Source organism: Pseudomonas sp. GW821-FHT01A09 (assembly GCF_058986725.1).
Map to the genome: position 1 here is coordinate 1 of NZ_JBYSWB010000027.1, position 25,327 is coordinate 25,327.

Here is a 25,327-nt window from a genome sequence, read left to right on the forward strand (position 1 = left end):
GATGGTAGTGTGGGGCTTCCCCATGTGAGAGTAGGTCATCGTCAAGATTGAATTCCGAAACCCCCATCTGCGCAGGCCGGTGGGGGTTTTGTCTTTTCGCCGCACGGCATGCGTCGGCACTACACCACGTCAAGGCTCGCGACATACGCCGTTTTCAGACCGTTCCCGCGATAAACCCGCGCAGCCATTGATGCGCCGGATCACGATGCAGGCGTTCTGGCCAGAACATCGCCATCTCATAACCAGGTAACGGCACGGGCGGCTCCATTACTTGCAGCGCGCGTTCGCTCGCTACCAAACGTGCGGGTAGCAACGCCACCAGATCGGTGCTCGCCAAGGCTGCGGCGACCACCAGAAAATGCGGTACCGACAGCACCACCTTGCGACTTAAGCCGCGCTCGGCCAGCACCTGGTCGGTAATGCCGATAAAGCCGCCTCCGTCCGGCGACACGACGATGTGTTCCAGCTGGCAGAACTGCTCGAGATTGAGCGCCTGTCGCAGCTGCGGATGCCCGACCCGACCGGCGAGAACGTAGCGCTCGCTGAACAGCACCTGCATGTGCAAGCCCGCAGGGGCGTCATCGCGAGTATGAAAACCCAAATCGATAAGCCCGTTCTCGGCGTCCTTGGCCATACGCGAAGGGGCCTTTTCGATCACCGCCAGACGGGTGTTCGGCGCGGCCTCGCGCAGACCCGCCAGCACGGGCAGCAAAATGGTCGAGGCGCTGTTGTCCGAGGCCGCAATACGCCAGGTGTGGCTGGCCAGCCGCGGATCGAACGGCCCTGCTGGTGCGATGGCCTGAGTCAGAGCTTCCAGTGCCAGCCTCAACGGCTCGCGCAACTCATCGGCCTTAGCGGTCGGGCGCATGCCACGTGGCCCCGGCAACAGCAGCGGGTCACCGAATATATGGCGCAGCTTGGACAGGTGCACGCTCACAGAGGGCTGCGACAGATGCAGCCGCTCGGCGGTGCGGGTGACGTTGGGGTCAGCCAGCAAGGCATCCAAGGTGACCAGCAAATTGAGATCCACACTGCGTAAATTAGTCATCGTAATACCAGCCATATCAGCTATTCATTTCTAATATAGCGCGTCGCGCTCTAGGCTGTGTCCACTTGATCCGGCACTGGAGCCCCTGCCATGAACATTCTTATCGTCTACGCCCACCCCGAGCCGAAATCCCTGAACGGCGCCCTCAAGGATTTCGCTGTCGAGCATCTGCAACAGGCTGGCCACCAGGTTCAGGTATCCGACCTGTACGCCATGCAGTGGAAAGCGGTCCTGAACGCCGACGACACCCGCGAGCCGCTCGACCCCCAGCACTTCTACCCCGACCGAGACTCGAAGCACGCCTTCGCCAACGGCCTGCAGCGCGCCGATATCAGTGCCGAACAGCAAAAGCTGCTCTGGGCCGACACCGTTATCCTGCAATTTCCGCTGTGGTGGTTCACGATGCCGGCGATCCTCAAAGGCTGGATCGAGCGTGTGTACGCCTACGGCTTTGCCTACGGCGTGGGCGAGCATTCCGACACGCACTGGGGTGATCGCTACGGTGAGGGTACCCTGGCCGGCAAGCGCGCGATGCTCATCGTCAGCGCTGGCGGCTGGCAGTCTCACTACAGCCCGCGCGGCATCAACGGCCCGATCGAGGATTTGCTCTACCCCATTCACCACGGGGTGTTGTATTACCCAGGCTTCGAAGTATTGCCGCCCTACCTGATCTACCGCACCAGCCGCGTCGACGACGCCCGCTTCGCTGCTATCCGTGCCGAACTGGCCGAGCGCCTCGATAGCCTGGCGACCACCACGCCGATCGCCTTCAGGCCGCAGAACGCCGGCGCCTACGCCATTCCCGAGCTGACTTTGCGCGACCACATCGCCCCCGGCCGCAGCGGCCTGGGCATCCACCTCGAAGCTCCTGATATCGAAAGCCCTGATATCGAAAGCCCAGATATCGACAGCCCCAATATTGAGAGCTCAACCACCGCCCCACGAAACTGATCCCACACATTTCATGTTCTCAGCCATCACCCCGTGACCGTTGTTGGCGGGCTGGGGTTCTCCCACCATAGGAGGACCGCGACCGCCACTGAGGGCCACCCCTTGAACCCCGCCAGAACGCTCTACGCCAAACACATCGATTCCCACCGCGTGTGCGACCTGGATGATCAGGGCCACGTGCTGCTGTATATCGATCGCCAGGTGATCAACGAATACACCAGCCCGCAGGCCTTCAGCGGCCTTCGCGCGGCCCAGCGATCAGTCTGGCGCCCGGGCACCGCCCTGGCGGTGGTCGATCACGTCAACCCCACCGCCCCGCAGCGCGTCGCGCAGATGCCTGATCCGGGCGGCGCGCGGCAAGTCTCCTATCTGGCCGAAAACTGCCACGACTTCGGTATCGAACTGCTCGACATTCTCGACAAGCGCCAGGGCATCGAGCACGTGATCGCACCGGAGCAAGGCTTCGTCCTGCCCGGCATGGTGATCGCCGCCGGTGACAGCCACACCACCACCTATGGTGCGCTGGGCGCCTTCGGTTTCGGTATCGGTACCTCGGAAATCGAACACCTGCTGGCCTCCCAGACCCTGGTCTACAAGCGCCTGAAAAGCATGCGCGTACGGGTCGATGGCGAGCTTGGCGCAGGCCTCACCGCCAAGGACGTGATCATGGCGCTGATCCGCCAGATCGGCACGGCCGGTGCCAGCGGCTACGCCATCGAGTTCTGCGGCTCGACCATTGATGCCCTGAGCGTCGAAGCGCGCATGACCATCTGCAACATGGCGGTGGAGGCGGGGGCGCGCGGTGCTTTCATGGCTCCGGATGAAAAGGTCTTCGCCTACCTCAAGGGCAAACCCCGCGCGCCCAAGGGCGAGCAATGGACCCAGGCGCTGGCCAGCTGGCAGCAACTGCACAGCGATGCCGACGCACAATTCGACCGCGAAGTGGCCCTCGACGCCAGCGCCCTGGAGCCCATGGTCACCTGGGGCACCAGCCCGGACCAGGCCGCGCCCATCAGCGCCTGCGTGCCGGACCCGCAAGCGGTCAGCGACCTGATCCTGCGCCAGGACATGCGCCGCGCCCTAAAGTACATGGGCCTGGAGGCCGGCATGGCGCTGCGCGATATCGTCATCAGCCACGCCTTTATCGGTTCCTGCACCAACGCGCGCATCGAGGATCTGCGTGATGCCGCCCGAGTGGTGCGGGGCCTGCGGGTCGCCAGCCACGTGCGGGCCATCATCGTCCCTGGCTCCACCGAGGTGCGCGAGCAGGCCCAGGCCGAGGGGCTGGCGGACATCTTCATCGACGCCGGCTTCGAATGGCGCCAGTCCGGCTGCTCCATGTGCCTGGCCATGAACGACGACGTGCTGGCCCCCGGCGACCGCTGTGCCTCCAGCACCAACCGCAACTTCGAAGGTCGCCAGGGCGCAGGCGCGCGCACTCACCTGATGAGCCCGGCCATGGTCGCTGCCGCCGCGATCGCCGGCCACCTCACCGATATTCGCCATGCCGGAGCCCGCCCATGAGCCTGCAACCCTTCACCCAGGTCAGCGGCAAGGCCGCACCGATCCTCGCCGCCAACGTCGATACCGACGTGATCATGCCCAAGCAGTTTCTCAAGGGCATCGACCGCACCGGCCTGGATCGCGGGCTGTTCTTCGATCTGCGCTTTTTACCGGATGGCCGGCCTGATCCTGGCTTCGTGCTCAATCAGCCGGCCTGGCAGAGCGCCTGCTTTCTTGTGGTCGGGCCCAACTTCGGCTGCGGCTCGAGCCGCGAGCATGCGGTCTGGGGTTTGCAGCAGATGGGCATTCGCGCCCTGATTGGCAGCAGTTTCGCCGGCATTTTCTACGACAACTGCCAGCGCAATGGTGTACTGCTGATTACCCTCGAAGCCGCCGTGGCGCAGCAGCTAGGGCAAGCGGTGAGCCAGCCGCAGCTGGCGACCATCGCTGTCGATCTCCAGGCGCAGCAGATTCGCCTGGCCAATGAACAGGTCATCGACTTCCAGATCGACACCCTGCGCAAGACCTCGCTGCTGCTGGGCCTGGACGCAATTGGCAGCACCCTGCAGCGACGCGAACAGATTCAAGCGTTCGAGCGCCGCCACCTGGCCGCAAACCCCTGGCTGGCCTGAACCCAGAAAAGCGCCATCAGATCGACAGCGTCTTGAAATGCTGCTGCAGAAACTCCACGCAAGCGCGCAACTTGCCGGAGTACGCCAGCCGCGTCGGGTACACCGCCCAGACGTTGGCGGGCTGGCTGTAATCGGCCAGCACCTGCACCAGCCGACCTTGCGCGAGCAGCGGCTTGACGTCCCACAGCGAACGCAACAACACGCCGCGGCCATCCAGTGCCCATTGCAGGACGATTTCGCCGTTGTTCGACGACAGCGGCCCGCGCACCCGTACGCTGGTGCTGATGGCCTCGCGTTGCAGTTGCCACAGACCAAAGGCGTTGTCCCGCTCCTTGATCACCAGGCAGTCGTGCTGCTCCAGTTCAGCAAGGGTCTGCGGGGTGCCGCGGCGTTGCAGATACTCCGGCGCGGCGCACAGCACGCGGCGGTTGGTCACTAGTTGACGGCCGATGTGCTGGCCGGGAATGTCATCGCCCACGCGGATTTCCAGGTCGAAGCCTTCGTTGACTATATCTACCGTGCGGTCGAACAGGTCCAGGCGGATTTCCAGATCGGGGTATTGCGCCGCCAGCAACGACACCGCCGGCGCCACGTGGTTGCGCCCAAAGCCGAAGCTGCTGCACAGATGCAGATGGCCACTGGGCAGGGCGCGGGCATCGGTAAGCTCGTCATGCAGCTGCACGAAGTCATCGAGAATCCTCAACGCCCAGCGCTGCACCCGTTCGCCGTCTTCAGTGAGGGCGGTACGCCGGCTGGTGCGGTGCAGCAGACGCGTGCCCAGGGTGGTCTCGAGAATCTGGATGCGTTTGCTGACATAGGCAGGAGACAACCCCAGCTCATCGGCCGCAGCGGCGAAACCGTGCTTGCGGATGACGGTGAGGAATACCCGCAGGTCTTCGGGAAGGGGCGCGGTATCTTTCTTGAGGTTCATGACGGGCAGGTACTGGCAGCACAAGGGGCCAGCATAGCATCGGCGCAGGTGCCGAGGCCCACACCTGCGCCGAAGGGCAATGGTCTACAGCAAAAAGCCCAACGCCTCGGCCAGCAGCAACTCGGGCGCTTCCTCGGCGACGTAATGGCCGCATGGCAGCGCCTTGCCGCGTACGTCCAGGGCGACCTTGCGCCACTCCTCCAGCGGCTTGAAGCAGCGGCCGACGGCGCCGTCCTGGCCCCACAGCACCTGCAATGGCAAGTCGAGGGAATGACCTGCGGCGATATCGGCGCGATCATGCTCCAGGTCGATACCGGCGCTGGCGCGGTAGTCCTCACAGATGGATTGCGCGCTGCCGGGGCGCTGCAGGCAACGCAGGTATTCGCCGAAGGCTTCGTCGGTAAAGGGCGCCAGGCCGGCGCTGCGGCTGCCCATCACGCTGCGCAGGTACAGTTGCGGGTCGGCTTCGATCAGCGTCTCCGGCAGCGGCGTCGGGCGGATCAGGAAGAACCAGTGCCAATAGGCGCGGGCGAAGGCTTCGGTGGTCTGCTCGTACATCGCCAGGGTCGGGGCGATATCCAGCAGCATCAAGCGCTGCACCGCCGCGCCATGGTCAAGCGCCAGGCGATGGGCAACCCGTGCGCCGCGGTCGTGGGCCAGCACCGAAAAACTATCGAAACCGAGCGAGCGCATCAGCTCGACGTTATCGAGCGCCATTTCTCGCTTGCTTTAATGGCTCGCGCCGTCACTGATTGGCGGCCTGGCGCTGTCGCCATAGCCGCGCAGATCGGCGGCCACCACGGTGAAATGCTCGGCCAGCGGCTCGGCGACCTTGTGCCAGATCACATGGGTCTGCGGGTGCCCATGCAACAGCAGCAAGCCCGGGCCGCTGCCGCCGATGCGGTAGGCGATGTCGACGCCGTTGAGGTGACGCAGGTGTTTCTCGAATCCGGCAAACATGCAGGTGGCCCTCGGGATGTTTTTTTCCATCCTGGGCCACTGCCGGGGCAGCTGGCAATCGGCAAAGCGTGAGGGCGCGGTTCATGAACCGTGTCGCCCATCGCTAAAAGCCGCATACATCCGGTGAGTGCAAAACGTGACCTGGCTTGCAAAACATGCGCAGGGAGATCGTACTTGCTGAACGTAATGCCAAACCCCCGGTCCGATCCAACTCAAGACGCTGCGCTTACAGCGTCTGGATCGGGGGGAATCCAATGAATACGCAACGACTGTCGCTGATGGCAGAGATGCTCGATGAGTTGGCCACCGGCCGCTGGTATGCTTCCCGCCCGGGGTTCATTACCGCGACCCGGCGCCAGCCGACCTTTTTGCCGGACCTGTGGATCGCCAATGTCGATCATCCATTGGGTGCTTCCGGCTGCGCGGTGGGCTTCGCCTGCCTCGACAGCCGCTTCACCGGTTTGAACCTGCGCGATCTCGAGCCGAGCACTCGCGCCCCGGCCTTGCAGCCAGGCTATCCACCGCGGCTGGCCACGGGCTGGGACGCGGTGTGCGTGTACTTCGGCCTGGAAGACGAGATGGCCCGCTGGCTGTTCGGCGCCGAGGGCAACCCGCAGTCCTGGGCGCAGGTGCGCGACTGGGTGCGCATGGTCATCGAATGTGCGGCACGGGATGAAGCCCAGGCCGCACCCGCCGCCGGGCTACGGACTGCCTGCTGAGCGAATCACTGAGTACTGCGACGTGCCGAAAGCGCGGCACGCCCCAGCACGCTTTACACCGCGGGGGCGGTTGTCAGGTCATCGTCGTAGGGCACCGGAATGTCGATATCGCTGCTGCCCGGGGTGAGTATCACCTTGCGGCAATCTTCCTGCTTCTTGTCGAACAGCTTGTAACCCTCAGCGGCCTGCTCCAGGGACATGCGGTGGGTGATGATCGCCTCCGGGCTCAGGCTGCCGCGCTCGATATGTTCCAGCAACTCGGGCAGATAACGTTGCACGTGGGTCTGGCCCATCTTGAAGGTCAGGCCCTTGTCGAAGGCATCGCCGAACATGAAGCCGTGAATGAAGCCCGCGTATACGCCAGGCACGCTGACCACGCCACCGCGGCGTACCGCAGCGATGCATTGGCGTAACGCCTTGCCGCTGCTGCCTTCGAGCTTGAGGGTGGCGAGCACGGTTTCGGTGGTGCTGCCCTTGGCCTCGAATCCCACTGCATCGACCACGCCATCGACGCCGCGCATGCCGGGCGTCTGGCGAATGATGGTGTCGGCTGCGTCGCCGTCTTCATCGAAATTGATCGGGATCACCCCATAGGTCTGCTGTGCGTAAGCCAGGCGGTAGGGGTGATGATCGACCATGAAGATCCGTTCGGCACCGAGCATTTTCGCCACCGCCGCGCTCAACAGCCCTACTGGTCCGGCGCCGAAAATGGCGATGCTCGAGCCTTGGCCGATGCCGGTGTTGGTTACTGCCTGGTAAGCGGTGGGCAGGATGTCGGAGAGGAACAGCACCTTCTCGTCGGCCAGGGTGCCAGGGACCTTGAACGGCCCGGTGTTGGCCTTGGGTACGCGCACGTATTCGGCCTGGCCACCGGGGATGCCGCCGTACAGATGGCTGAAGCCGAACAACGCCGCACCCGCCGGGATGGCCTTCTTGTTGATGATCGCACCCCGGCCGGTGTTGGTGGTTTCGCAGGCGGCGAACAGGTCCATCTGACAGAAGAAGCAGCTGCCACAGGCGATCACGAACGGGATCACCACGCGGTCTCCGGGCTGCACTGCAGTCACGGCGCTGCCGACTTCTTCGACAATGCCCATGAACTCGTGGCCGAAGATATCACCGTGTTCGACGGCGGGAATCTTGCCGCGATACAGGTGCAGGTCGGAGCCACAGATGGCGGTGGCGGTGACTCGCAGGATCAGGTCGTCGGCCTGCTCGATGACAGGGTCCGGGACGTTGTCGACTTTGACGCTGTGGGCGCCGTGGTAGGTCAGTGCACGCATGATCGGGTTGCCTCTGGAGACGGCCTGTGGACGGTGGCCGTTATCTTCAGCAGAGGCAGCCTGCGCATGCTTAGTTCAAAGGATTGCAAAGCGCCGGATTGACGGTCGGTCAAGCGCTCGTCCGGATCTGGTTTCAGCGATGGAGGTATTTGGGTCATTTGTCCAGGGTAATGAGCTGATATGGGAGGGGCACCTCAGGGGGAGTTGCCGCGGGTGACTCGACGCCGGAGCAATACATGCCATTACGGTCTTTGCCGTCCCGAAGGCGAACCGTCGCTGACAAATGTCTTTTTATAACTTTAAGAAATAACAGGGTGATAAAAGATATTTATGTCGATGATACTGAAAATGCTAAAAATGCATTTTCGAATTGGCAACGGCAGATCCTCTAATGGCAAAGCGACAAATCAAACTCGGCGTCGTCCCTTATGGCGCCGGTGGCCCGGGCCAGCACAAACTGTGGCTCGATACGGATCTGCCAGTGGACGCCAGCGTCAGTATCGACTGGTTCGTCGATATAGCCCGTCAGGCCGAGGCCGCTCGTTACGATTTGTTGTTCGTGGTCGACAGCCAGTTCATCACCAAGGACTCGCCGCCCCATTACCTCAATCGCCTGGAACCCCTGACCCTGCTGTCGGCGCTGGCCATGGCCACCCAGCATCTGGGGCTGGTGGGCACCTTGACCACCTCCTACAACGAGCCCTTCAACGTGGCACGGCGCCTGGCCTCGCTGGACTTGATCAGCAAGGGGCGGGCTGGCTGGAACGTGGTCACCAGCGGCGATGCGGGCACCGCCGGCAATTACAGCAAGGACGAACACTACGACTACGACACTCGCTACGGCCGTGCGCTGGAGCATGTGCGCGTGGTCCAGGGGCTGTGGAAGTCGTACGAGAAAGACGCGTTCCCCTATGACCGCGACACCGCGCAGTTCCTCGACAGCAGCAAATTGCACGCGCTCAATCACAAGGGCGAGCACTTCAGCGTGGTCGGGCCGCTGAATATCCAGCGCTCGCCCCAGGGCGAGCCGGTGATTTTCCAGGCTGGCGATTCGGAGCAGGGCCGCGATCTGGGGGCGAGCATCGCCGATGCGGTGTTCACCCACGCCGCTACGTTCGAGCAAGGGCAAGCGTTTTATCGCGACCTCAAAAGCCGCGCCGAGCGCCAGGGCCGCGACCCCGAGCAGATCGTCATCCTGCCGGGCTTTCAGGTGTACGTCGGCGATACCGATGCCCACGCCCGGGAGATCGAGGCCCACTACCACGCCCAGGATCACGACTTTGACCTGGCCTTGGGCGAGTTCGGCCGCAACTTCGGCTGGCATGACTTTCGCCAATACGATCTGGATGCGCCGTTCCCGGTGCAAGCGCTGGAATACGCGAAGAAGAGTTTCTACACCGGTGCCAAGCGCATCACCGAGCTGGCGGCGGGGCGCGATTACAGCCTGCGCCAGACCATCGAGTTCGTCAGCCAGTTGAAGCCGCGGCCGTTCGTGGGCTCGGCGCAGACCGTCGCCGACGAGATGATCCGTTGGTTCGAAGGGCGCGCCCTGGACGGCTTCAATATTTCTGTCAGCCACCCGGCGCAGTTCCGCCGCTTCAATGAAGAGGTGCTGCCGATCCTGCAGGAGCGCGGCGTATTCCGCCGTGAATACGAGGCCACCACCCTGCGCGGCAATCTGGGCCTGCCGATTCGCTGATACTGCACCCCGCTGCAACGCAAAAGCCCCGACGGTTCGCACTGTCGGGGCTTTTTATATTCAAGGACCTCAGCAGGTGTGCGCCCTGAGTGTGCTGCGTGACCGCTTAGCGCTTTTCGACCTGTGAAACATTCGACAGGAAGAGTTGCTGCTGCTTGCCGTTGGCATCAATGAATTTGTACGCCCCACCTTCCAGCGTCGGGGCGCCCTGGGTGTTGTAGACCGTACCGTCGGTGGCCTTGATCATGTAGTTGCTGGAGCAGGCACTGATGCCTGCAACGACGATTGCCATCATCACACCGCGAAGACCGCGTTGCCATGCGTGGGTTCGAGTGGTGTTTGCGTATCCTTGCTTTTGACTCGCCTCATCCATGAGTTGACCTGGGGTGGTCAACCATTTGTTGTAATTCATGAGGGCTCCGGGGACGTAAAAAGCCTGTAACTATTGCGGCTGCGATGTCAGGCGAGGCCAATATATTCGGGCCTTCCGGAAAAATCACTGGCGCTTAGCCATCACCCCGACGAATGGCAAGGGGCAAACTTCGCTGATAGCGATACCACCCGAGCGAAAGGGCGGGCTGAATCATTTCAGACCGTTTGTCGGCGATCGCTTATTTTTTCTCTTCGACTTCTTGCGCAGCAATATCTTGCGTGTTGTTTTGCTCGGGCAGCATGCGCTCCAGCAGCCCATCACGCCGCACGGCCACGTGCCAGACGACGGCGGCGACGTGCAGGATGATCAGGGTGTAGAGCACGAATTGACCCGCGACATGAACGCTGTCGGCGGCGATCCCCAGTGCTTCGTTTTTGGCGAAGCCCGGCAGGTTGAACAGCCGAAACCAGGGTACTGGCTGGCCATTGCCGGCCATCAGGTAGCCGGTCACCGGCATCACCAGCAGTACCCCATAGAGCAAGCCGTGATTGAGCGACGCGATCCAGCGCCGGGCGGAGCCCATATGCCCGGGATACGGCGGTGCCCGGTGGCGCCAGCGCCAGGTGAGGCGAAGCAGTATCAGCAGGAAGACCGAGATGCCGGTGGATTCGTGGGCCAGATACCACAAGGTGCGGATCGGCCCCGGGGGGAAGTTTTCGGCTACCCAGACGAAGGGCAGGAGCAGGCACAAGGCACCGGCGGTGAGCCAGTGCAGCGCCTGGGCAAAGCCGTGGTAGCGGGGGATGGGCATTGAAGGGCCAGGTTTTGTTGTGGTGTTGTGGGGCCCAGCATAGCGGATATAGGGTGAGAAAAACCTTGCCGGTCTTTAGGCAAACCGCGCCATGAACCGCACCTGCTCACCCCGCGCCGAATCCGCCACGGTCGCCCTCAAACGCAACGTCTCCCCCGGCATGCACTGCGCCAACCGCGCGCTGGCCAGGGGCGTCAACGCCCCCAGTCGCGGATACCCGCCGATCGTCTGGCGGTCATTGCCCAGCACGATCGGCTGGCCATCCGGCGGTACCTGGATCGAACCCAGGGAAATACCTTCGGAGATCATCGGCGCGCCCTGATACTCCAGCACCGGCCCCAGCAAACGAACGCCCATACGGTCGGCGCGGGCATCGACCTGCCAGTCGCTGTTGAAGGCATCGAACAGGCTCTGGCCACTGAACGCCGCCATTTGCGCGCCGATCACTACGTCCAGTACCGGACGGGCAGCGAACCGCGGAATAAACGCCGCGGGCAACTCTCGGGCAGTCACGCCCGATAGCCCGGCCGCGTTCAACAATTCCCCGCAGGCCAGCGCCTGACCCTGTCCGCGCAAGCCGCCCATGGCATCCCGCGCCACGGTCGAACGGCTGCCCAGTACGCTGTCGGCGGCGAAACCACCCGGCGCCGCCAGATAGGCACGCACGCCGCCGGGAGCATCACCACTGCTCGGCGCACCGCTGAAGCTCAAGCGCTCGCCCTTGCGCAGGTTGAAGGCACGCCAGGGCAATAGCGGGCGACCCTCGATGCTGGCGCCGAGGTCGGCACCGGCCAGGGCCAGCGTGCAATCACCCTGGCTGACCACGCTGAAACCACCCAGCGCGATCTCCACCACTGCGGCGTCGACGCTGTTGCCCAGCAGCCAGTTGGCCCAGGACATCGATACCCAGTCCGCCGCGCCGCCCTGGGTTACGCCCAGATGGCGCGCGCCGAAGCGTCCGCCGTCCTGCAGCAGGCACAGGGGCGTGCTTTTTTCGATCTGCAAACCATTCATGCCGCGCTCTCCAGCGGCGTATCGTCGCCACCCAGGTGAATGAATTCGGCCTTGTCGATGGCCACGAAGCGCACGCTGTCGCCCGGTTGCATGAGGGCGAAGCCTTCGCGCTCGCGGTCGAACAGCGGCGTCGGGCAGCGCCCCAGGATGTTCCAGCCGCCCGGCGAGACCGAGGGGTAGATGGCGGTCTGGCGTTCGCCGATGCCGACGCTGCCGGCCATGATCCTTTGCCGCGGGGTATTGAGCCGCGGTGTGGCCAGGGCCGGTTCCACCAGGCCCATGAAGGCGAAGCCGGGGGTGAAGCCCAAGGCGAACACTTGATAGGCCTTGGCGCAATGGCGGCGAATCACTTCATCGATACCGAACCCGCCAGCGCTGGCCAGGCGTTGCAGTTCGGGGCCGACACTGGGGTGATACCACACTGGCAATTCATGGCATTGGCCAGCGATCTGGCTGTCCGGGGTCAAGTCGGCAAGGGCATCGATGATCGACGCCGCAGCCTCCCGTGGCGCCAGTTGCAGCAAGTCGTAGTGCAGCATCAGCGTGGTGTAGGAGGGCACCAGGTCGATCAGTCGTTCACCGAAAACCGCGCGCAAGCGCGCGGCGGCGGCCAGCAGCCAGGGCACGTTGTCTTCTTCGATACGCTCGAACAGGCGGATCATCACGCAGTCCACCGCGACGGTTTCCAGTTGGCCGGTGCGGGTGCGGGCATAGGTGAAACGAGTCATGAGGCGCGGGGTCCCAGGGCTTCACGGATACGCTGCACGGCCGCGACCGATTGCGGGTTGTCGCCGTGCACGCAGAGGGTGTCGGTGCGCAGTTGCAGCACGCTGCCGTCATTGGCCAGCAGCGGTTGTTGCCCGGCCAGGGTCTTGGCCTGCTCGACGATGACGCCGGCATCATGGTGCACGGCTCCTGGCAAGCGCCGCGAGACCAGATGGCCGGCCCGGTCGTAGGCGCGGTCGGCGAAGGTCTCGAACCACAGCTGTACGCCGGTTTCGGCGGCGATGGCCTCGGCGGCGCTGTTGTCGGCGGTGGACATCAGCATCAGCGGCAACTGCTCGTCGTACTGAGCGATGGCGGTGACCACGGCACGCAGCACCATCGGGTTGGCCATCATGTCGTTGTACAGCGCGCCGTGGGGTTTGACGTATTGCACACGGCCGCCCTGAGCGGTGCAGATGCCCTGCAATGCGCCGATCTGATAGTGCAGCAGGTCGGCGATTTCCTGCGCCGAGCAGGCCATGGAGCGGCGGCCGAAGCCGAGCAGGTCCGGGTAGGCCGGGTGGGCGCCGATGCGCACATCGTGCTCCAGCGCCATGGCCACGGTCTTGCGCAAGGTCCCGGGGTCGCCGGCATGGAAGCCACAGGCGATGTTGGCGCAGTCGACCAGCGGCATGACCTCGGCGTCCAGGCCCATGGTCCAGGCGCCATAGCTTTCGCCCATGTCGCAGTTGAGTAGGATGTGGCTCATGCGGGGGTCCTCAGGCAGGGAAATCTTTATGGATATGCAGGGAGTGTTTTCCGCAGGGACGGAGCCGGTCAATGAATAAAAGCTGGGGCCTGCGCATAAGAAAAGCTGATCGGTAGAAAATTGTGGTGGGGCTAATGGCCTCTTCGCAGGCAAGCTTGCTCCCACTGGTGCATGTCTCAGGATCAGCTTGCACTGTGGGAGAAAAGCTGTCGGTAGAAAATTGTGGTGGGGCTAATGGCCTCTTCGCGGGCAAGCCTTGCTCCCACTGGTGTATGTCTCAGGATCAGCTTGCACTGTGGAAGCAAGGCTTGCCCGCGAATGCGCCAGTCGGATCACCCTCTATATCTGCTCGATGTTGGTGCAATGGTTCACTCATGCCCTTTATAGGTGCGCGAAACGTCCTGTGCCATTTCAATGATGTCTTCGACCAAGGCGATGCCTGAGCCGGTGCGCCAGGTCGCGATGATGTCCATGTCGGGCAGGCCGGGGGCATCTTCCAGCGCCATGAGATTGCCGTTGGCCACTTCCGCCTGCACCAGTTTGAGGGGCAGTACTCCGATGCCGAAGCCGTCGCGAATCAGGCGGGTGATTGCCGAGGCCGAGTTGACGCAATTGATGCGGGTGCTCAGCACATCGCTGCTGTGCAACAGATTGAGCAGGTCCTGATGCGGGCGCGAGTTGCGCGAGAAGGTCACCAGGCGCTCGTCTGCCAGCTCGTTCAACGAAGCGTACCGGCGATCATAGACTGAGCCGCGAGCCACCACCCAATGCATGGGAAAGCGGTCGAGCAGGGCGTTGCGTACTGTGTCGAGGCGCACCATGTCGGTCTGGAAAATGATGTCCTGATAGCCTTTTTCCAGTTGCTCGCACAAGTTGCGTGCGGTGTCGGCGGTGATCTCGATCTCCAGTGCCGGGTAGGTGGCGGTCAGGCGTGTTACCAAGGCACTCAACCAGGTGTGTATCACCGTATCCATCGCGCCGATGCGAATGCGCCCGCGGGTCTGGTTGGGGTCCTTGATGGCGGCCTTGAGGTTGTCCAGGGTGTCGATCATGTGCTCGGCGTATTCGAGCACGCGCTGGCCCTCGGCGGTCAGCGCCACGCCTTTGGAGTCTCGCAGAAACAACCGTGCGCCCAGCTCATCTTCCAGCGCCGCGACGCGGCTGGAGATGGATGCCTGGGTGGTGAAGAGTTTCTCGGCGGTCAGCCTGAAGCTTTTCAAGCGCGCGACCCAGACGAATGTTTCGAGGAACTTGATGTTCATTTTCGGTGCTTCCTGAAGCCTGCCATTTCGCCGCCGACAGCTGCCGAAGGCCAAAATGATGAGCCCGTGTACAGCAGGTTGCATGCCACCGCCCGGCAAAAAAAACTTATCGGCCAGCCACGGTTTTTCTCGTTGGACGCTTGGCGCAAAGCGTTCGAACAATGCGCCCCAGAGAGAGGTCGCCGCCCGCCCGGGCAGTCAAACCTTCAAGGCCGTTGCCCGCGAGCAGCGGTTATAAAAACAATCGCGCACTGCCAACAGTCGGCCCCGCCGCTGCGCGCTCCCTGTGGAGATGGATTGCATGAATCTAGGTAAATCGATGCGCCTGGCCGCCCTGGGTGGTGCCGGTCTGACGCTGTGCAGTGTTGCCCAAGCGGATTTTTTCGCCGACAGCAAAGGGGATGTGGAGCTACGCAACCTTTACTTCAACCGCGACTTTCGCCAGAGCGGCGCCCGCGACAAGGCCGATGAATGGGCCCAGGGCTTTATCTTTCATCTGCAGTCGGGCTACACCCCAGGCGTCGTCGGCTTTGGTGTCGATGCGCTGGGCATGGTCGGCTACAAGCTCGACTCCAGCGACAGCCATGCCGGTACCGGCCTGTTGCCGGCGGATCAGCGCGGCGGCTCCCAGGATCAATACGGCAAGCTCGGCCTGACCGCCAAGGCCAGGATCTCCAAGACCGAATTCAAGGCCGGCACCCTGTTCTTCCGTGATCCGGTGGTCTCGTCCAATGATACGCGGCTGGTCCCGCAGACGTTTCGCGGTGCCTTGGTGACCTCTCAGGACCTGGCCAACTTCACCCTGATCGGCGGCCATATCGATCGCATCAAGGCCAACAGTTCCACCGACTTCACTGACATGAGCGCCAACCGCATTGGCGGCGTCAGCAACGATTTCAGCTTCGGCGGCGGTGACTACCGGGCCACCAAGAGCCTGGTGCTCAGCGCTCGCTACGCCAAACTGGAAAACATCTACCAGCAATACTACGGCGGCCTGGTGCACACCCTGGCGCTAGGCAACGGCCAGAGCCTGAAGTCCGACCTGCGTTTTTCCACCAGCCACGACGACGGCACCTTCGCGCACCTCGACAACCAGGCGCTGGGTGGCTTGTTCACCTACAAGATCGGCAGTCAGGCCTTCGCCGCCGGCTTTCAGAAGATGAACGGCGACAGCCCGTTCCCCTACATGACCGGCAGCGATCCCTATCTGGTCAACTTCATCCAGATCGGCGACTTCGCCAACATTCACGAGCGCTCCTGGCAAGCGCGTTACGACTACGATTTCACCCAGCTCGGCATTCCCGGCCTGACCTTCATGACCCGCTACGTCAGCGGCGACAACGTCGAGCGCGCCAGCGGCGGCGAAGGCAAGGAGTGGGAGCGCAACATGGACATTGCCTACGTGGTGCAAAGCGGGCCGCTGAAGAACTTCGGGATCAAATGGCGCAACGCCACGGTGCGTTCCAACTTCGGCAACGATCTGGACGAGAACCGCTTGATCCTGAGCTACACCCTGGCGCTCTGGTAACCGCGCGGCCGTGCCGCACCTGCGTTCGGGCCGCATGGCCCGATCCCTGCTACCGCTGGTGAGACTTCACCAGGCAAGGAGATCATTACTATGCAAACTGCAATCAACCTGTGGCCGCTACTGGGCGTGCTGGTTATCGTCGTAGGCTTCGTGCTGCGTTTCAATCCCATGCTGGTGGTGGCCGCGGCCGCCGTGGTCACGGGCGTTGCGGCGAGCATGCCGCTGGACACCATCCTGGCGACCATTGGCACCGGCTTCATCAAGACGCGCACCCTGGCGCTGATCATCCTTCTGCCGCTGGCCGTCATCGGCCTGCTGGAGCGTCACGGCCTGCGCGTGCATGCCCAGCAATTCATCGCGCGTTTTCGCAGTGCCACTGCGGGGCGCTTGCTGATCGCCTATCTGTTCGTGCGTGAAACCACCGCCGCGCTGGGCTTGACCAGTCTGGGTGGCCACCCGCAGATGGTTCGTCCATTGCTGGCGCCCATGGCTGAAGGGGCGGCGGTCAGCCGTCACGGGCCACTGAAACCGGAGGTACGTCAGCGCCTGCTGGCATTCTGCGCAGCCACGGACAACGTCGGGCTGTTCTTCGGTGAAGACATTTTCGTGGCCTTCGGCGCCATCGCATTGATGCACACCTTCCTGCTGGGCGCCGGAATCGACGTCGAACCACTGGCCATCTCCTTTTGGGGTATTCCTACGGCCATCAGCGTGTTCTTCATCCATAGCTTGCGGCTCTATCGCCTGGATCGCTATCTCACCCAACAGCAGGCCGGGCCGGCGCCTGCCGCAGCTGCCACCAGTGCCGAGGTCGTCGCCAAATGATCATTTCCATTCAGTACCTGTATTGGCTCGCCGGTGTGATGCTGGCGATCGCCACGGTGATGATCCTCACTGATCGCGCCCATCCCAAGCGTTGGACCACCGGACTGTTCTGGGGCCTGTTTGCCATTGCCTTTCTGGTGGGTGAGCGCTTGCCGCCGGTGGTAGTCGGCGTCGGCGTGCTGGTGATGGCGCTGTTGGCGGGGATGGGCGGCGTCGGGATCGGCAGTCATCGTGAACTCGATGGCGAGAGCCGTCTGGCCAGCGTCAAGCGCCTGGGCAGCAAGCTGTTCATTCCGGCGCTGGCGATTCCGCTGATCACCGTGCTGGTGGCGATGGGCCTGAAGTCGTTCAAGATCGGCGACCTGTTTCTGCTCGATCCGGCCAACAGCACCTTCGTGGCGCTGGGCATCGGCAGCCTGATCGCCCTGGTGCTGGCGTGCTGGCTGACCCGGGACACGCCGATGCAGTCGATGCGTGAGTCGCGCCGCTTGATCGAGGCGCTGGGCTGGGCGTTGGTGCTCCCGCAGATGTTGGCGATGCTCGGCTTGATGTTCAACGACGCCGGGGTCGGCAAGGCGGTGGCGCATCTGGCGACTGCTTATATCAACCTGGATTACCGGCTCGTCGCGGTGATGGTCTACGTGCTCGGCATGGCGTTGTTCACCATGGCGCTGGGCAACGGTTTCGCCGCCTTCCCGGTGATGACCGGGGGGATCGGCGTACCGGTGCTGGTGGGGATGTTTCATGCCAACCCGGCGGTGATGGCGGCAATCGGCATGTTCTCCGGTTATTGCGGCACCTTGATGACGCCCATGGCGGCCAACTACAACATGGTGCCCTCGGCCTTGCTGGAACTGCCCGACAAGTACGCGGTGATCAAGGTGCAGGTGCCGACGGCGCTGGCGATGCTGGTGGTCAATATCGTGCTGTTGTATGTGTTGATGTAGGTGTTTTCGCGGGCCCCTTCGCCGGCAGGGTTCACCCAATAACCCCCAGGTCACAGCGGCAACTCCACCCCCTCGATATGCCGCCCGCGGCGCTTGGCCTGCTCGAGCAGCACGGTCATCAGGCGCAGTGCCGATTCGGGCAGCGGCTCGAACTTGGAATAGACGAAGCTGATGTCGAATTCGATGGCTTCCACCAGCGGCCTGACCACCAGCCCGCTCTCGGCCGCCACGAACTCGTCGATGATGGTCACGCCCATGCCCTGCTTGACCAGCGCCGCCGCTTCCACGGCGTTGGTGAAGTCCAGAAACGAACTCAACTGCACCCCGGCGCGCTCGAACGCCTGGGCGAGCAGTTTGCCGAAGGGCATATCCGGGCGAAACAGCATCAAGGCTTCGTTCTCCAACTGCTGCAGGGAAATCGCCGCCTCGCTGGCCAGCGGGTGACCATGGGGCAGCACGCATACCATATGGCCACGCATGAAGGCCCGGGAATACAGGTGGTCGTGAATCACCGGCAACGCCGCGATCGACAGATCGACCTTCTTGCTCAATAGCTGGATGGGCATTTCAACGATCAGCGAGGTGTGCCAGAGGATCTTCATGCTCGGCACGTCCCGCTTGACCTCGGCCAGCGCCGCCGGCAGCACCGCGGTGGCCAGTGACGCGCTGCAGCAGATGCGCAGTTGCTGCGAGGGCGAGGCGGCCAGCGCTGCGGCACATTCGTTGACCGCCATGGCCGCCTGATACACCCGGTCGACTTCGCGGTACAAGGCGTGAGCATCGGCGGTGGGCACCAGGCGATTGTTCAGGCGATCGAACAGGCGCAGGTTCAAGCGGCCCTCGACATAAGCGATCAGTTTGCTCACCGCCGGCTGCGACACGTAGAGCATCTTCGCCGCGCCACTGATGGAGCCGGTGAGCATGACCGCGCGGAACACTTCCATATGCCGCAGCTTAAATACCAGTGGGCTGGCGTCGAGGGCCGCGTTGGCCTGGGGAGGGCTGGGCATGGATCCTTAACCTTCGGTTATTGTTGTCGCTATCTGGATATGAGCGCAGTCCGCCGCGAGTTTGTACCCTCGGACGGCAACGGTTTTGCCGGGCTACGATGCCCAAGATTTGTCCAAGAATAAAGCCTCGATCCACTGTCTGCCCGGGAGCGGCGCCATGAGCATTTTTGACGAACCGAAGATCGACTGCCATAACCACCTGTTCGATCCGCTGCATTTCCCCTATCGCCCGCAAACGCTGTACCGCCCCGCCGGGCAGGAAATCGGCACCCTGGCGCAGTTCAAGCGGGTGCTCGATGCCTATGGCGTGCAACATGCGCTGCTGGTCGGGCCCACCAGCGGCTATCGCACCGACAACTCGTTGCTGCTGCATGCCTTGGCCGAAGGACAGGGGCGCTTCAAGGGCATCGCGGTGGTGGAGGACGAAACTTCCCTTGAGCAACTTGCAGCGCTGAAAGAAGCCGGAGTGGTCGGCGTGGCGTTCAATCCGGCGGGCGAGGGCACGGCGGTGATGGCCGGGGTGGACGGGCTGTTTGCCCGGCTCGCCGAGCTGGAAATGTTCGCGCAGATTCAGGTCAAGCAGGATGAGCTGATCGAACTGCTGCCGTTGCTCGAGCGCACTACGCCACAGTTGTTGATCGACCACTGCGGGCGCCCGCAGCAAGAGCGTGGCCTGGGGCAGCCCGGGTTCGACGCCCTGTTGCGCCTGGCTGACAGCGGCCGCGCCTGTGTGAAGATCTCGGGCATGCAGAAGTTTTCCCATATCGACCGACTGTTCGAGCAGACCGACCGCTACGTGCAGGCCTTGCTCGCGGCATTCGGCCCGCAGGCATGCGTGTGGGGATCGGACTGGCCGTTCCTGCGCGAGCAAAGCCGTATCGACTACGGGCCGCTGCTCAAGTACGCCGAGCAGTTCATGCCCGATCCGCAGCTGCGCCGCCAGGTGATGTGGGATACGCCGCGGCGGTTGTTCGGGTTCCGCTGATTGACTGACGATGCGTCCATTACCGACGGTTATGGTCTGCGCAATCTGTGTATGAGCCATCCACGGTGGTTGTTTGTACCCTGAAGGTCCGTGCAACACGCCTCACTACAAAAACAACAGGAACCTACCCATGAGTGTCGACAGCAAGCTCGGCGCAGGGCCCTTCAAGGCCGCTGCGTCCCTGACCCCGGCCAGGACTCGTACCCGTTTCATGATCCTCGCGCTGGTGTCTGGCGGGACCATGATCAACTACCTCGACCGCAGCGTGATGGGCATTGCGGCGCCCAGCATCAGCGCCGACCTGGGCCTCAATGCGGCGATGATGGGCCTGGTGTTTTCGGCGTTCTCCTGGACCTACGCCGCCTCGCAGATCCCCGGCGGCATCCTGCTCGATCGCCTCGGCACCAAATTCACCTACTGGCTGGCACTGACGCTGTGGTCGCTGTTCACCGGCCTGCAAGGCCTGGCGCAAGGCTTGTTTTCGCTGCTCGGCCTGCGCCTGCTGGTGGGCGCCGCCGAAGCGCCATGCTTCCCGACCAACAGCCGCGTGGTCGCCACCTGGTTCCCGCAGCAGGAGCGGGCGCGGGCCACGGGCATCTATACCTTCGCCGAGTACGTCGGCCTGGCCTTCCTCAGCCCGTTGCTGTTCTGGGTACTGCATGCCTATGGCTGGCGCTTTTTGCTGTTCGCGGTGGGTACCGTCGGCGTGCTGTACGGGTTGGTGTGGTGGAAGAAGTTTCACGAGCCCCACGAGTCGAAGACCGCCAACCGCGCCGAGCTGGACTACATCGCCGAGGGCGGTGGCGTGGTCGACGGTTCGCAGCGCGCCACCCGCTTTGCCTGGTCGCAGATCCCGGCGTTGCTCAAGCACCGCAACATGCTCGGCATCTGCCTGGGGCAATTCGCCTGCAACTCCACCAACGTGTTCTTCCTCACCTGGTTCCCGACGTATCTGGTGACCGAGCGGCACATGCCGTGGCTCAAGGTCGGCCTGATCGCCGTGTTGCCCTTTATCGCCGCCTCGGTCGGCACCCTGTTCGGTGGCTGGCTGTCGGACTTTCTGCTGCGTCGCGGCGTATCGCTCAACGTGGCGCGCAAGCTGCCGGTGATCACCGGCCTGTTGACCGCCTCGGTAATCGTTGCCGCCAACTACGTCGAGTCCGACGCACTGGTGGTGGTGATCCTGTGCATCGCCTACTTCGCTCAAGGCATGTCGGCGCTGGCCTGGATGATCGTCTCCGATATCGCTCCCAAGGGCCTGCTGGGTCTGAGCGGCGGCTTGTTCAATCTGTTCGCCAACGCTGCCGGCATCGTCACGCCGTTGGCCATCGGCATCATCGTCTCGGCCACCGGCTCGTTCGTCTGGGCGCTGGCGTTCGTGTCGGCGGTCACGGTATTCGGTGCGCTTTGCTATCTGTTTCTGGTCAAGGACATCCAGCGCCTGCCCGAAATCACCCCAGTTTGAGAAAGGAGAAACCCATGAGTCAGTACCTCGAAGGCCAGACGGCCATTATCACCGGCGGCATGCGCGGCATCGGCCTGGGCATTGCCCAGCGGCTGCACCGCGCCGGTGCCCGTATCGTCATCTGGGACCTCAAGGTCGAGGGCTGGGACGCCGCCGCCAACGGCTTCACGCCGGCGTTGCTGCAGGCGGTCAACGTTGCCTCGCTGGCGTCGGTGGAGGCGGCCTTTGCTCAGGTACTGGAGCAGCTCGGCCAGGTCGAGATTCTGGTCAACAACGCCGGCATCAATGGTCCGGTGACGCCGTGCTGGGAATACCCGGTGCAGGCGTGGGATCAGGTGCTGGCGATCGATCTGACGGCGGTGTTCTATTGCTGCCGCACGGCCATCCCGCACATGCGCGAACGCAAATACGGGCGCATCGTCAACGTTGCCTCGATGGCGGGCAAGGATGGCGTGCAATACATTTCGGCCTATTCGGCGGCCAAGGCAGGGGTGATTGCCTTTACCAAGTCGGCGGCCAAGGAATTGGCCCAGGAAGGGGTACTGCTCAATTGCATCGCCCCGGCGATGGTCGAAACCGGGCTGATGGCCGAGATGACCCCGGAACACATCACCGCCAGCAAAGCGAAGATTCCCATGGGCAGATTCCTGCAGATCGAGGAAATCGCCAACATGGTGACCTGGATTTCCGGGCCCGAGTGCAGCTTCACCACCGGGTTCGTGTTCGACCTGAGCGGGGGACGCGCGACCTACTGATTTACGCATCCGCAAATGTAGCGAGGGGGCTTGCCCCCGAAAATTTCAGCCATACCCAAATCCAGGGTGGGGCGCAGATTTTCGGGGGCAAGCCCCCTCGCTACAGGGACGGTGAGTTTTACTTCACGGTGCCCGCGCCACCTTCACCGCTGCCGACACCACCGGCACCGGCGCCTGCGCCGCCCGATCCGGATGCACCGTTGCTGCCCGCGCCACCGGGCTGCGAGCCAGCACCGTCATTGCTCTTACCTTTGGCAGTGCCGACACCATTGTGCTTGCTGGTGACATCGCCGCCACTGTGCTTGGTCATCTTGCTATCGTTGGTTTTGCTCGGCGTCATGGTCGAGGTGCTGCCGGTGGCGTTGGAGCCCCCCGAGCTTCCGCTTGGGCCGCTGACGCCAGCGAGCGCCATGCCAGAGGTCAGTGCGAGCAGGCCGGCCAGGGTGAGATGAGTCAAAGTATTCCTGATCATGGTGCGTCTCCTTGTTCTGGATAAAGTCGTTACCTTTCATTGGGCGGCTGAGCGGTGGTAAAGGGTCCACTCAGCCGACCAACGGTAATCAGTGCGCAATATTTTCCAGTGCAAGGTTCCGCGTACGAGGCCCGAAGCCGCCGATGGTCAAGGTCACGATCAGCATGCTGGTGACGATAAAGGCGAGCACGCCCGGGGTGCCGAAGTGCTCCAGGAAGAAGCCGATCATCAGGCTGCTGAACACCGTCGACAGGCGACTGAACGAGTAGCAGAAGCCCACGGCCCTGGCGCGGATATGAGTCGGGAACATCTCGCACTGGTAGGAGTGATAGCTGAACGTCAACCAGGCGTTGCAGAAGGTCACGCCGACGCCGCAGGCGACCAGCCCCAGCGGTGAACTCTGCACCGCGAACAAGGTGCCGAAGACCATGGTGCCGATGGCCGAGCCGACGATCTGCCATTTGTTCTCGAAGCGGTTGGCCACGCGCACGAACAGCAACGGCCCCAGCGGATAGGCGAGGGTGATGATGAAGGCGTAGCCCAGGCTGTGGGTCACGCTCATGCCCTGACCCGCCAGCAGCGCCGGCAGCCAGTTGCCGAAGCCGAAGAAGCCGATGGCCTGAAAGATGTTGAACACGATCAGCATCAAGGCCCGACGGCGGTACGGCGGCTGCCAGATATCGCTGAAGCGGCCGCTGTTCACCACCTGAACCTGCTCGACTTCCGGCTCGGGCAGCGGTGCATCGGCTTTTTTCCGGTAGTCGGCGGCGCAACGCCGTTCGATGTCGCTCAGCACCCGATCGGCCTCATCGAGGCGCCCTTGCTGGGCCAGCCAGCGCGGCGACTCGGGCAGGCGCTTGCGCAGCCACCAGATGAACAGCGCGAACACCGCGCTGGCGAACACCACCCAGCGCCAGCCGGACACCCCGAACGGCGCCTGCGGCACCAGCCACCAGGACATCAGCGCCACCGCCGGCACCGAGGCGAACTGAATGAAGAAGGCAAAGGCGAAGGCCGAGGTGCGCATGCGCTTGGGCACCAGTTCCGAGAGGTAAGCGTCGATGGTGACCAACTCGATGCCCAGGCCGATGCCCACCAGGAAGCGGCAGACGATGATGCCCATGGCATGGTCCTGCAGGCCCATCAGCACGGTCGCTGCGGTGTACCACAACAGGGCGAAGGTGAAGATCGCGCGCCGGCCGAAGCGGTCGGCGAATTGGCTCAGCAGGCTGGCGCCCAGAAACAGACCCAGGAAGGTGGCGGAGGCGAATGCGGCTTGATCGGACACGCCGAAAGCACCCTGGGCTCCGCTAGCGAAAATGCCTTCCTTGATCAGGCCGGGGCTGATGTAGGCGGTCTGGAACAAGTCATACAACTCGAAGAAACCACCAATCGATAGCAGCGCCACCAGTCGCCAGATCGTCGCCACGGCCGGCAGGCGGTCGATGCGAGCGGAAATCAACGAGGCGCGGACGGGGTCGCGGGTGTCGAGCGCGGCAGTGGGGGAGAGGGTGGTCATGCGCAGATATCCATACGGGTCGAGCCGCCATTTTAGAATTATTTGGACACATATGATTGCTTAGGTTGCTGTCGGCATGCAATTTATCGATTGGTTATTGCCAGAACTGATAAAAAATTGATTATTCATTGCGCAATATTTACGTAGTGCACTCCACCCCTGTGGCGAGGGGGCTTGCTCCCGATACGCAGTGTCAGTCACAACACTGCCGCAGACAGACCGTATCGGGAGCAAGCCCCCTCACCACACCTACGATCACCGCCAATCCGGGCCGGACATCTGGTGCTTGACGGAAACGCTCGGTAACAGAATACTGACGCGAAATTCATATATATGACTAGATAACCGCCCTCATAACAATAATCGCTCCAAGCCGAGAATCGCCATGACCCAGCTCTCCAGCGACGAACGCCTGCCCCTCTACCAGCGCCTGCGCGACCAACTCGCGCAGCAGATCGCCGACAACCGCTGGCGGGCCGGCGAAGCCATTCCTACCGAGGCACTGCTGGCCAGCGAGTACGGGCTGTCGGTAGGCACGGTGCGCAAGGCCATCGACATGCTGGTCGGCGAGCGGATCCTGGAGCGTCAGCAAGGCCGCGGCACTTTTATCCGGCGTCCGCAGTTTCACGCCTCGCTGTTCCGCTTCTTCCGCTTTCAAAGCCCGGACGGCGAACGGCAGATTCCCCAGAGCCAGATCTTCTCGGTGCAGTCCCTCGAGGCCCCGGCGGACGTCGCCCGCGCCCTTGGCCTGGCCCCGGCCACTGCGGTGATCCGCCTGCAACGCCTGCGGCTGCTCGACGAGCAACCGGTGCTGGCCGAAGACATCTGGCTGCCGCGCGAGCGCTTCAAGGCGTTGCTGAGCATCGACCTCGATGCCCATGGCCCGCTGCTGTACCCCATTTATGAAGAGCTTTGCGGGCAGATCGTCGCCTCGGCCGACGAGACCCTGGGCGCCGAAGCCGCCGACGACCACCGCGCCAACCTGCTCGGCATCAGCCCCGGTAGCCCGGTGGTGGTGATCGAGCGCCTGGCGCGCAATCACGCCGGACTCGCCCTGGAGTGGCGCCGTTCCCATGGTCGCGCCAGCCATTTCCGCTACAGCGTGCAGATTCGCTGAGCGAACACCGAACAACAGCAGCAGCCAACACAACATCGATAAGG

At 63.1% G+C, this 25,327-nt stretch carries 24 protein-coding genes and 1 pseudogene; 12 read left to right on the plus strand and 13 right to left on the minus strand.

Annotation, left to right across the window (positions count from 1 at the left end; all coding sequences use genetic code 11):
- Positions 1–154: 154 nt before the first annotated feature.
- Positions 155–1,048 (minus strand): LysR family transcriptional regulator, encoded by an 894-nt coding sequence (locus tag AC3WJP_RS23540; RefSeq protein ID WP_493723295.1) that lies wholly within the window; start codon positions 1,046–1,048, stop codon positions 155–157.
- 90 nt (positions 1,049–1,138) lie between these two features.
- Between AC3WJP_RS23540 and AC3WJP_RS23545 the strand changes: the two genes are divergently transcribed.
- The 3 genes from AC3WJP_RS23545 (at position 1,139) to leuD (ending at position 4,134) form a co-directional block, all read left to right on the plus strand.
- Positions 1,139–1,999, plus strand: coding sequence for an NAD(P)H-dependent oxidoreductase (locus AC3WJP_RS23545; RefSeq protein ID WP_493723296.1), 861 nt, complete (start codon positions 1,139–1,141; stop codon positions 1,997–1,999).
- A gap of 102 nt (positions 2,000–2,101) precedes the next feature.
- Positions 2,102–3,523, plus strand: coding sequence for a 3-isopropylmalate dehydratase large subunit (gene leuC / locus AC3WJP_RS23550; RefSeq protein WP_493723297.1), 1,422 nt, complete (start codon positions 2,102–2,104; stop codon positions 3,521–3,523).
- Positions 3,520–4,134, plus strand: coding sequence for a 3-isopropylmalate dehydratase small subunit (gene leuD, locus AC3WJP_RS23555; protein ID WP_493723298.1), 615 nt, complete (start codon positions 3,520–3,522; stop codon positions 4,132–4,134). The genes leuC and leuD overlap by 4 nt, the downstream gene beginning before the upstream one ends.
- 16 nt (positions 4,135–4,150) lie before the next feature.
- Here leuD and AC3WJP_RS23560 read toward each other — a convergent pair whose 3' ends face one another.
- Together AC3WJP_RS23560 and AC3WJP_RS23565 are read right to left on the minus strand one after the other, a co-directional pair.
- Positions 4,151–5,065, minus strand: a complete 915-nt coding sequence (locus tag AC3WJP_RS23560; protein ID WP_493723299.1) for a LysR substrate-binding domain-containing protein — start codon at positions 5,063–5,065, stop codon at positions 4,151–4,153.
- 84 nt (positions 5,066–5,149) lie between these two features.
- Positions 5,150–6,025: pseudogene (locus AC3WJP_RS23565) on the minus strand (alpha/beta fold hydrolase).
- A gap of 254 nt (positions 6,026–6,279) precedes the next feature.
- Between AC3WJP_RS23565 and AC3WJP_RS23570 the strand changes: the two are divergent.
- Positions 6,280–6,744, plus strand: coding sequence for a hypothetical protein (locus AC3WJP_RS23570; protein WP_493723300.1), 465 nt, complete (start codon positions 6,280–6,282; stop codon positions 6,742–6,744).
- A 53-nt stretch (positions 6,745–6,797) separates the two neighbouring features.
- On the opposite strand, the gene AC3WJP_RS23575 is transcribed toward AC3WJP_RS23570, so the two are convergent.
- A complete protein-coding gene (locus AC3WJP_RS23575) occupies positions 6,798–8,027 on the minus strand; it encodes a zinc-dependent alcohol dehydrogenase (RefSeq protein ID WP_493723301.1) in 1,230 nt (409 codons plus the stop codon).
- A gap of 391 nt (positions 8,028–8,418) precedes the next feature.
- On the opposite strand from AC3WJP_RS23575, the gene AC3WJP_RS23580 reads away from it, so the two are divergent.
- Complete coding sequence (locus tag AC3WJP_RS23580; protein ID WP_493723302.1) at positions 8,419–9,726, plus strand: LLM class flavin-dependent oxidoreductase; 1,308 nt, start codon at positions 8,419–8,421, stop codon at positions 9,724–9,726.
- Between the two features lie 106 nt (positions 9,727–9,832).
- Here the strand turns inward: AC3WJP_RS23580 and AC3WJP_RS23585 are convergent, their stop codons facing one another.
- From AC3WJP_RS23585 to AC3WJP_RS23610, 6 genes are all read right to left on the minus strand, one after another.
- On the minus strand, positions 9,833–10,138 hold the full coding sequence (locus tag AC3WJP_RS23585; protein WP_493723303.1) for a YgdI/YgdR family lipoprotein: 306 nt from the start codon (positions 10,136–10,138) through the stop codon (positions 9,833–9,835).
- Between the two features lie 199 nt (positions 10,139–10,337).
- Positions 10,338–10,910 (minus strand): cytochrome b, encoded by a 573-nt coding sequence (locus AC3WJP_RS23590; RefSeq protein WP_493723304.1) that lies wholly within the window; start codon positions 10,908–10,910, stop codon positions 10,338–10,340.
- Between the two features lie 75 nt (positions 10,911–10,985).
- Positions 10,986–11,924, minus strand: coding sequence for a 5-oxoprolinase subunit C family protein (locus AC3WJP_RS23595; protein ID WP_493723305.1), 939 nt, complete (start codon positions 11,922–11,924; stop codon positions 10,986–10,988).
- On the minus strand, positions 11,921–12,652 hold the full coding sequence (locus AC3WJP_RS23600; RefSeq protein WP_493723306.1) for a 5-oxoprolinase subunit B family protein: 732 nt from the start codon (positions 12,650–12,652) through the stop codon (positions 11,921–11,923). The genes AC3WJP_RS23595 and AC3WJP_RS23600 overlap by 4 nt, the downstream gene beginning before the upstream one ends.
- Positions 12,649–13,398: a 5-oxoprolinase subunit PxpA gene (locus tag AC3WJP_RS23605; RefSeq protein ID WP_493723307.1), complete on the minus strand. Its 750-nt coding sequence runs from the start codon at positions 13,396–13,398 to the stop codon at positions 12,649–12,651. The genes AC3WJP_RS23600 and AC3WJP_RS23605 overlap by 4 nt, the downstream gene beginning before the upstream one ends.
- A 368-nt stretch (positions 13,399–13,766) precedes the next feature.
- The gene (locus AC3WJP_RS23610) at positions 13,767–14,660 is read right to left on the minus strand and encodes a LysR family transcriptional regulator (RefSeq protein WP_493723308.1); all 894 of its coding nucleotides are present in this window, start codon (positions 14,658–14,660) and stop codon (positions 13,767–13,769) included.
- Positions 14,661–14,961: 301 nt separating this feature from the next.
- Between AC3WJP_RS23610 and AC3WJP_RS23615 the strand changes: the two genes are divergently transcribed.
- The 3 genes from AC3WJP_RS23615 to AC3WJP_RS23625 all read left to right on the plus strand — a co-directional run bounded on the left by AC3WJP_RS23615 (position 14,962) and on the right by AC3WJP_RS23625 (position 17,960).
- Positions 14,962–16,188 (plus strand): OprD family porin, encoded by a 1,227-nt coding sequence (locus AC3WJP_RS23615; protein WP_493723309.1) that lies wholly within the window; start codon positions 14,962–14,964, stop codon positions 16,186–16,188.
- Between the two features lie 90 nt (positions 16,189–16,278).
- Entirely contained in the window at positions 16,279–17,013 is a 735-nt protein-coding gene (locus AC3WJP_RS23620; RefSeq protein WP_493723310.1) for a DUF969 domain-containing protein, read from the plus strand.
- The gene (locus AC3WJP_RS23625; RefSeq protein ID WP_493723311.1) at positions 17,010–17,960 is read left to right on the plus strand and encodes a DUF979 domain-containing protein; all 951 of its coding nucleotides are present in this window, start codon (positions 17,010–17,012) and stop codon (positions 17,958–17,960) included. Before AC3WJP_RS23620 ends, AC3WJP_RS23625 begins: the two co-directional genes overlap by 4 nt.
- A gap of 50 nt (positions 17,961–18,010) precedes the next feature.
- Here AC3WJP_RS23625 and AC3WJP_RS23630 read toward each other — a convergent pair whose 3' ends face one another.
- The gene (locus AC3WJP_RS23630) at positions 18,011–18,970 is read right to left on the minus strand and encodes a LysR substrate-binding domain-containing protein (protein ID WP_493723312.1); all 960 of its coding nucleotides are present in this window, start codon (positions 18,968–18,970) and stop codon (positions 18,011–18,013) included.
- A 157-nt stretch (positions 18,971–19,127) separates the two neighbouring features.
- Here AC3WJP_RS23630 and AC3WJP_RS23635 point away from each other — a divergent pair, with 157 nt between their 5' ends.
- The 3 genes from AC3WJP_RS23635 (at position 19,128) to AC3WJP_RS23645 (ending at position 22,175) form a co-directional block, all read left to right on the plus strand.
- Positions 19,128–19,955, plus strand: coding sequence for an amidohydrolase family protein (locus AC3WJP_RS23635; RefSeq protein WP_493723313.1), 828 nt, complete (start codon positions 19,128–19,130; stop codon positions 19,953–19,955).
- A 130-nt stretch (positions 19,956–20,085) separates the two neighbouring features.
- The gene (locus AC3WJP_RS23640; RefSeq protein ID WP_493723314.1) at positions 20,086–21,420 is read left to right on the plus strand and encodes an MFS transporter; all 1,335 of its coding nucleotides are present in this window, start codon (positions 20,086–20,088) and stop codon (positions 21,418–21,420) included.
- Positions 21,421–21,434: 14 nt separating this feature from the next.
- Positions 21,435–22,175 carry an SDR family NAD(P)-dependent oxidoreductase gene (locus tag AC3WJP_RS23645; protein WP_493723315.1) on the plus strand — a complete coding sequence of 247 codons (741 nt, stop codon included), beginning with the start codon at positions 21,435–21,437 and terminating at the stop codon, positions 22,173–22,175.
- A 118-nt stretch (positions 22,176–22,293) separates the two neighbouring features.
- Here the strand turns inward: AC3WJP_RS23645 and AC3WJP_RS23650 are convergent, their stop codons facing one another.
- Positions 22,294–22,647, minus strand: a complete 354-nt coding sequence (locus AC3WJP_RS23650; RefSeq protein WP_493723316.1) for a hypothetical protein — start codon at positions 22,645–22,647, stop codon at positions 22,294–22,296.
- Between the two features lie 88 nt (positions 22,648–22,735).
- Complete coding sequence (locus AC3WJP_RS23655) at positions 22,736–24,166, minus strand: MFS transporter (RefSeq protein ID WP_493723317.1); 1,431 nt, start codon at positions 24,164–24,166, stop codon at positions 22,736–22,738.
- Between the two features lie 385 nt (positions 24,167–24,551).
- On the opposite strand from AC3WJP_RS23655, the gene AC3WJP_RS23660 reads away from it, so the two are divergent.
- Positions 24,552–25,283, plus strand: coding sequence for a GntR family transcriptional regulator (locus tag AC3WJP_RS23660; protein WP_493723318.1), 732 nt, complete (start codon positions 24,552–24,554; stop codon positions 25,281–25,283).
- Positions 25,284–25,327: the final 44 nt, after the last annotated feature.

What these genes read in the sequence shown, in the direction of transcription:
- AC3WJP_RS23600 (WP_493723306.1), bottom strand. Translation starts at nt 12,652, where the DNA reads ATGACTCGTTTCACCTATGCCCGCACCCGCACCGGCCAACTGGAAACC.
- AC3WJP_RS23620 (WP_493723310.1), top strand. Translation starts at nt 16,279, where the DNA reads ATGCAAACTGCAATCAACCTGTGGCCGCTACTGGGCGTGCTGGTTATC.
- leuD (WP_493723298.1), top strand. Translation starts at nt 3,520, where the DNA reads ATGAGCCTGCAACCCTTCACCCAGGTCAGCGGCAAGGCCGCACCGATC.
- AC3WJP_RS23580 (WP_493723302.1), top strand. Translation starts at nt 8,419, where the DNA reads ATGGCAAAGCGACAAATCAAACTCGGCGTCGTCCCTTATGGCGCCGGT.
- AC3WJP_RS23590 (WP_493723304.1), bottom strand. Translation starts at nt 10,910, where the DNA reads ATGCCCATCCCCCGCTACCACGGCTTTGCCCAGGCGCTGCACTGGCTC.
- AC3WJP_RS23610 (WP_493723308.1), bottom strand. Translation starts at nt 14,660, where the DNA reads ATGAACATCAAGTTCCTCGAAACATTCGTCTGGGTCGCGCGCTTGAAA.
- AC3WJP_RS23625 (WP_493723311.1), top strand. Translation starts at nt 17,010, where the DNA reads ATGATCATTTCCATTCAGTACCTGTATTGGCTCGCCGGTGTGATGCTG.
- AC3WJP_RS23650 (WP_493723316.1), bottom strand. Translation starts at nt 22,647, where the DNA reads ATGATCAGGAATACTTTGACTCATCTCACCCTGGCCGGCCTGCTCGCA.
- AC3WJP_RS23630 (WP_493723312.1), bottom strand. Translation starts at nt 18,970, where the DNA reads ATGCCCAGCCCTCCCCAGGCCAACGCGGCCCTCGACGCCAGCCCACTG.
- AC3WJP_RS23605 (WP_493723307.1), bottom strand. Translation starts at nt 13,398, where the DNA reads ATGAGCCACATCCTACTCAACTGCGACATGGGCGAAAGCTATGGCGCC.
- AC3WJP_RS23660 (WP_493723318.1), top strand. Translation starts at nt 24,552, where the DNA reads ATGACCCAGCTCTCCAGCGACGAACGCCTGCCCCTCTACCAGCGCCTG.
- AC3WJP_RS23545 (WP_493723296.1), top strand. Translation starts at nt 1,139, where the DNA reads ATGAACATTCTTATCGTCTACGCCCACCCCGAGCCGAAATCCCTGAAC.
- AC3WJP_RS23575 (WP_493723301.1), bottom strand. Translation starts at nt 8,027, where the DNA reads ATGCGTGCACTGACCTACCACGGCGCCCACAGCGTCAAAGTCGACAAC.
- AC3WJP_RS23615 (WP_493723309.1), top strand. Translation starts at nt 14,962, where the DNA reads ATGAATCTAGGTAAATCGATGCGCCTGGCCGCCCTGGGTGGTGCCGGT.
- AC3WJP_RS23585 (WP_493723303.1), bottom strand. Translation starts at nt 10,138, where the DNA reads ATGAATTACAACAAATGGTTGACCACCCCAGGTCAACTCATGGATGAG.
- AC3WJP_RS23595 (WP_493723305.1), bottom strand. Translation starts at nt 11,924, where the DNA reads ATGAATGGTTTGCAGATCGAAAAAAGCACGCCCCTGTGCCTGCTGCAG.
- AC3WJP_RS23560 (WP_493723299.1), bottom strand. Translation starts at nt 5,065, where the DNA reads ATGAACCTCAAGAAAGATACCGCGCCCCTTCCCGAAGACCTGCGGGTA.
- AC3WJP_RS23635 (WP_493723313.1), top strand. Translation starts at nt 19,128, where the DNA reads ATGAGCATTTTTGACGAACCGAAGATCGACTGCCATAACCACCTGTTC.
- AC3WJP_RS23540 (WP_493723295.1), bottom strand. Translation starts at nt 1,048, where the DNA reads ATGACTAATTTACGCAGTGTGGATCTCAATTTGCTGGTCACCTTGGAT.
- AC3WJP_RS23655 (WP_493723317.1), bottom strand. Translation starts at nt 24,166, where the DNA reads ATGACCACCCTCTCCCCCACTGCCGCGCTCGACACCCGCGACCCCGTC.
- AC3WJP_RS23645 (WP_493723315.1), top strand. Translation starts at nt 21,435, where the DNA reads ATGAGTCAGTACCTCGAAGGCCAGACGGCCATTATCACCGGCGGCATG.
- AC3WJP_RS23570 (WP_493723300.1), top strand. Translation starts at nt 6,280, where the DNA reads ATGAATACGCAACGACTGTCGCTGATGGCAGAGATGCTCGATGAGTTG.
- AC3WJP_RS23640 (WP_493723314.1), top strand. Translation starts at nt 20,086, where the DNA reads ATGAGTGTCGACAGCAAGCTCGGCGCAGGGCCCTTCAAGGCCGCTGCG.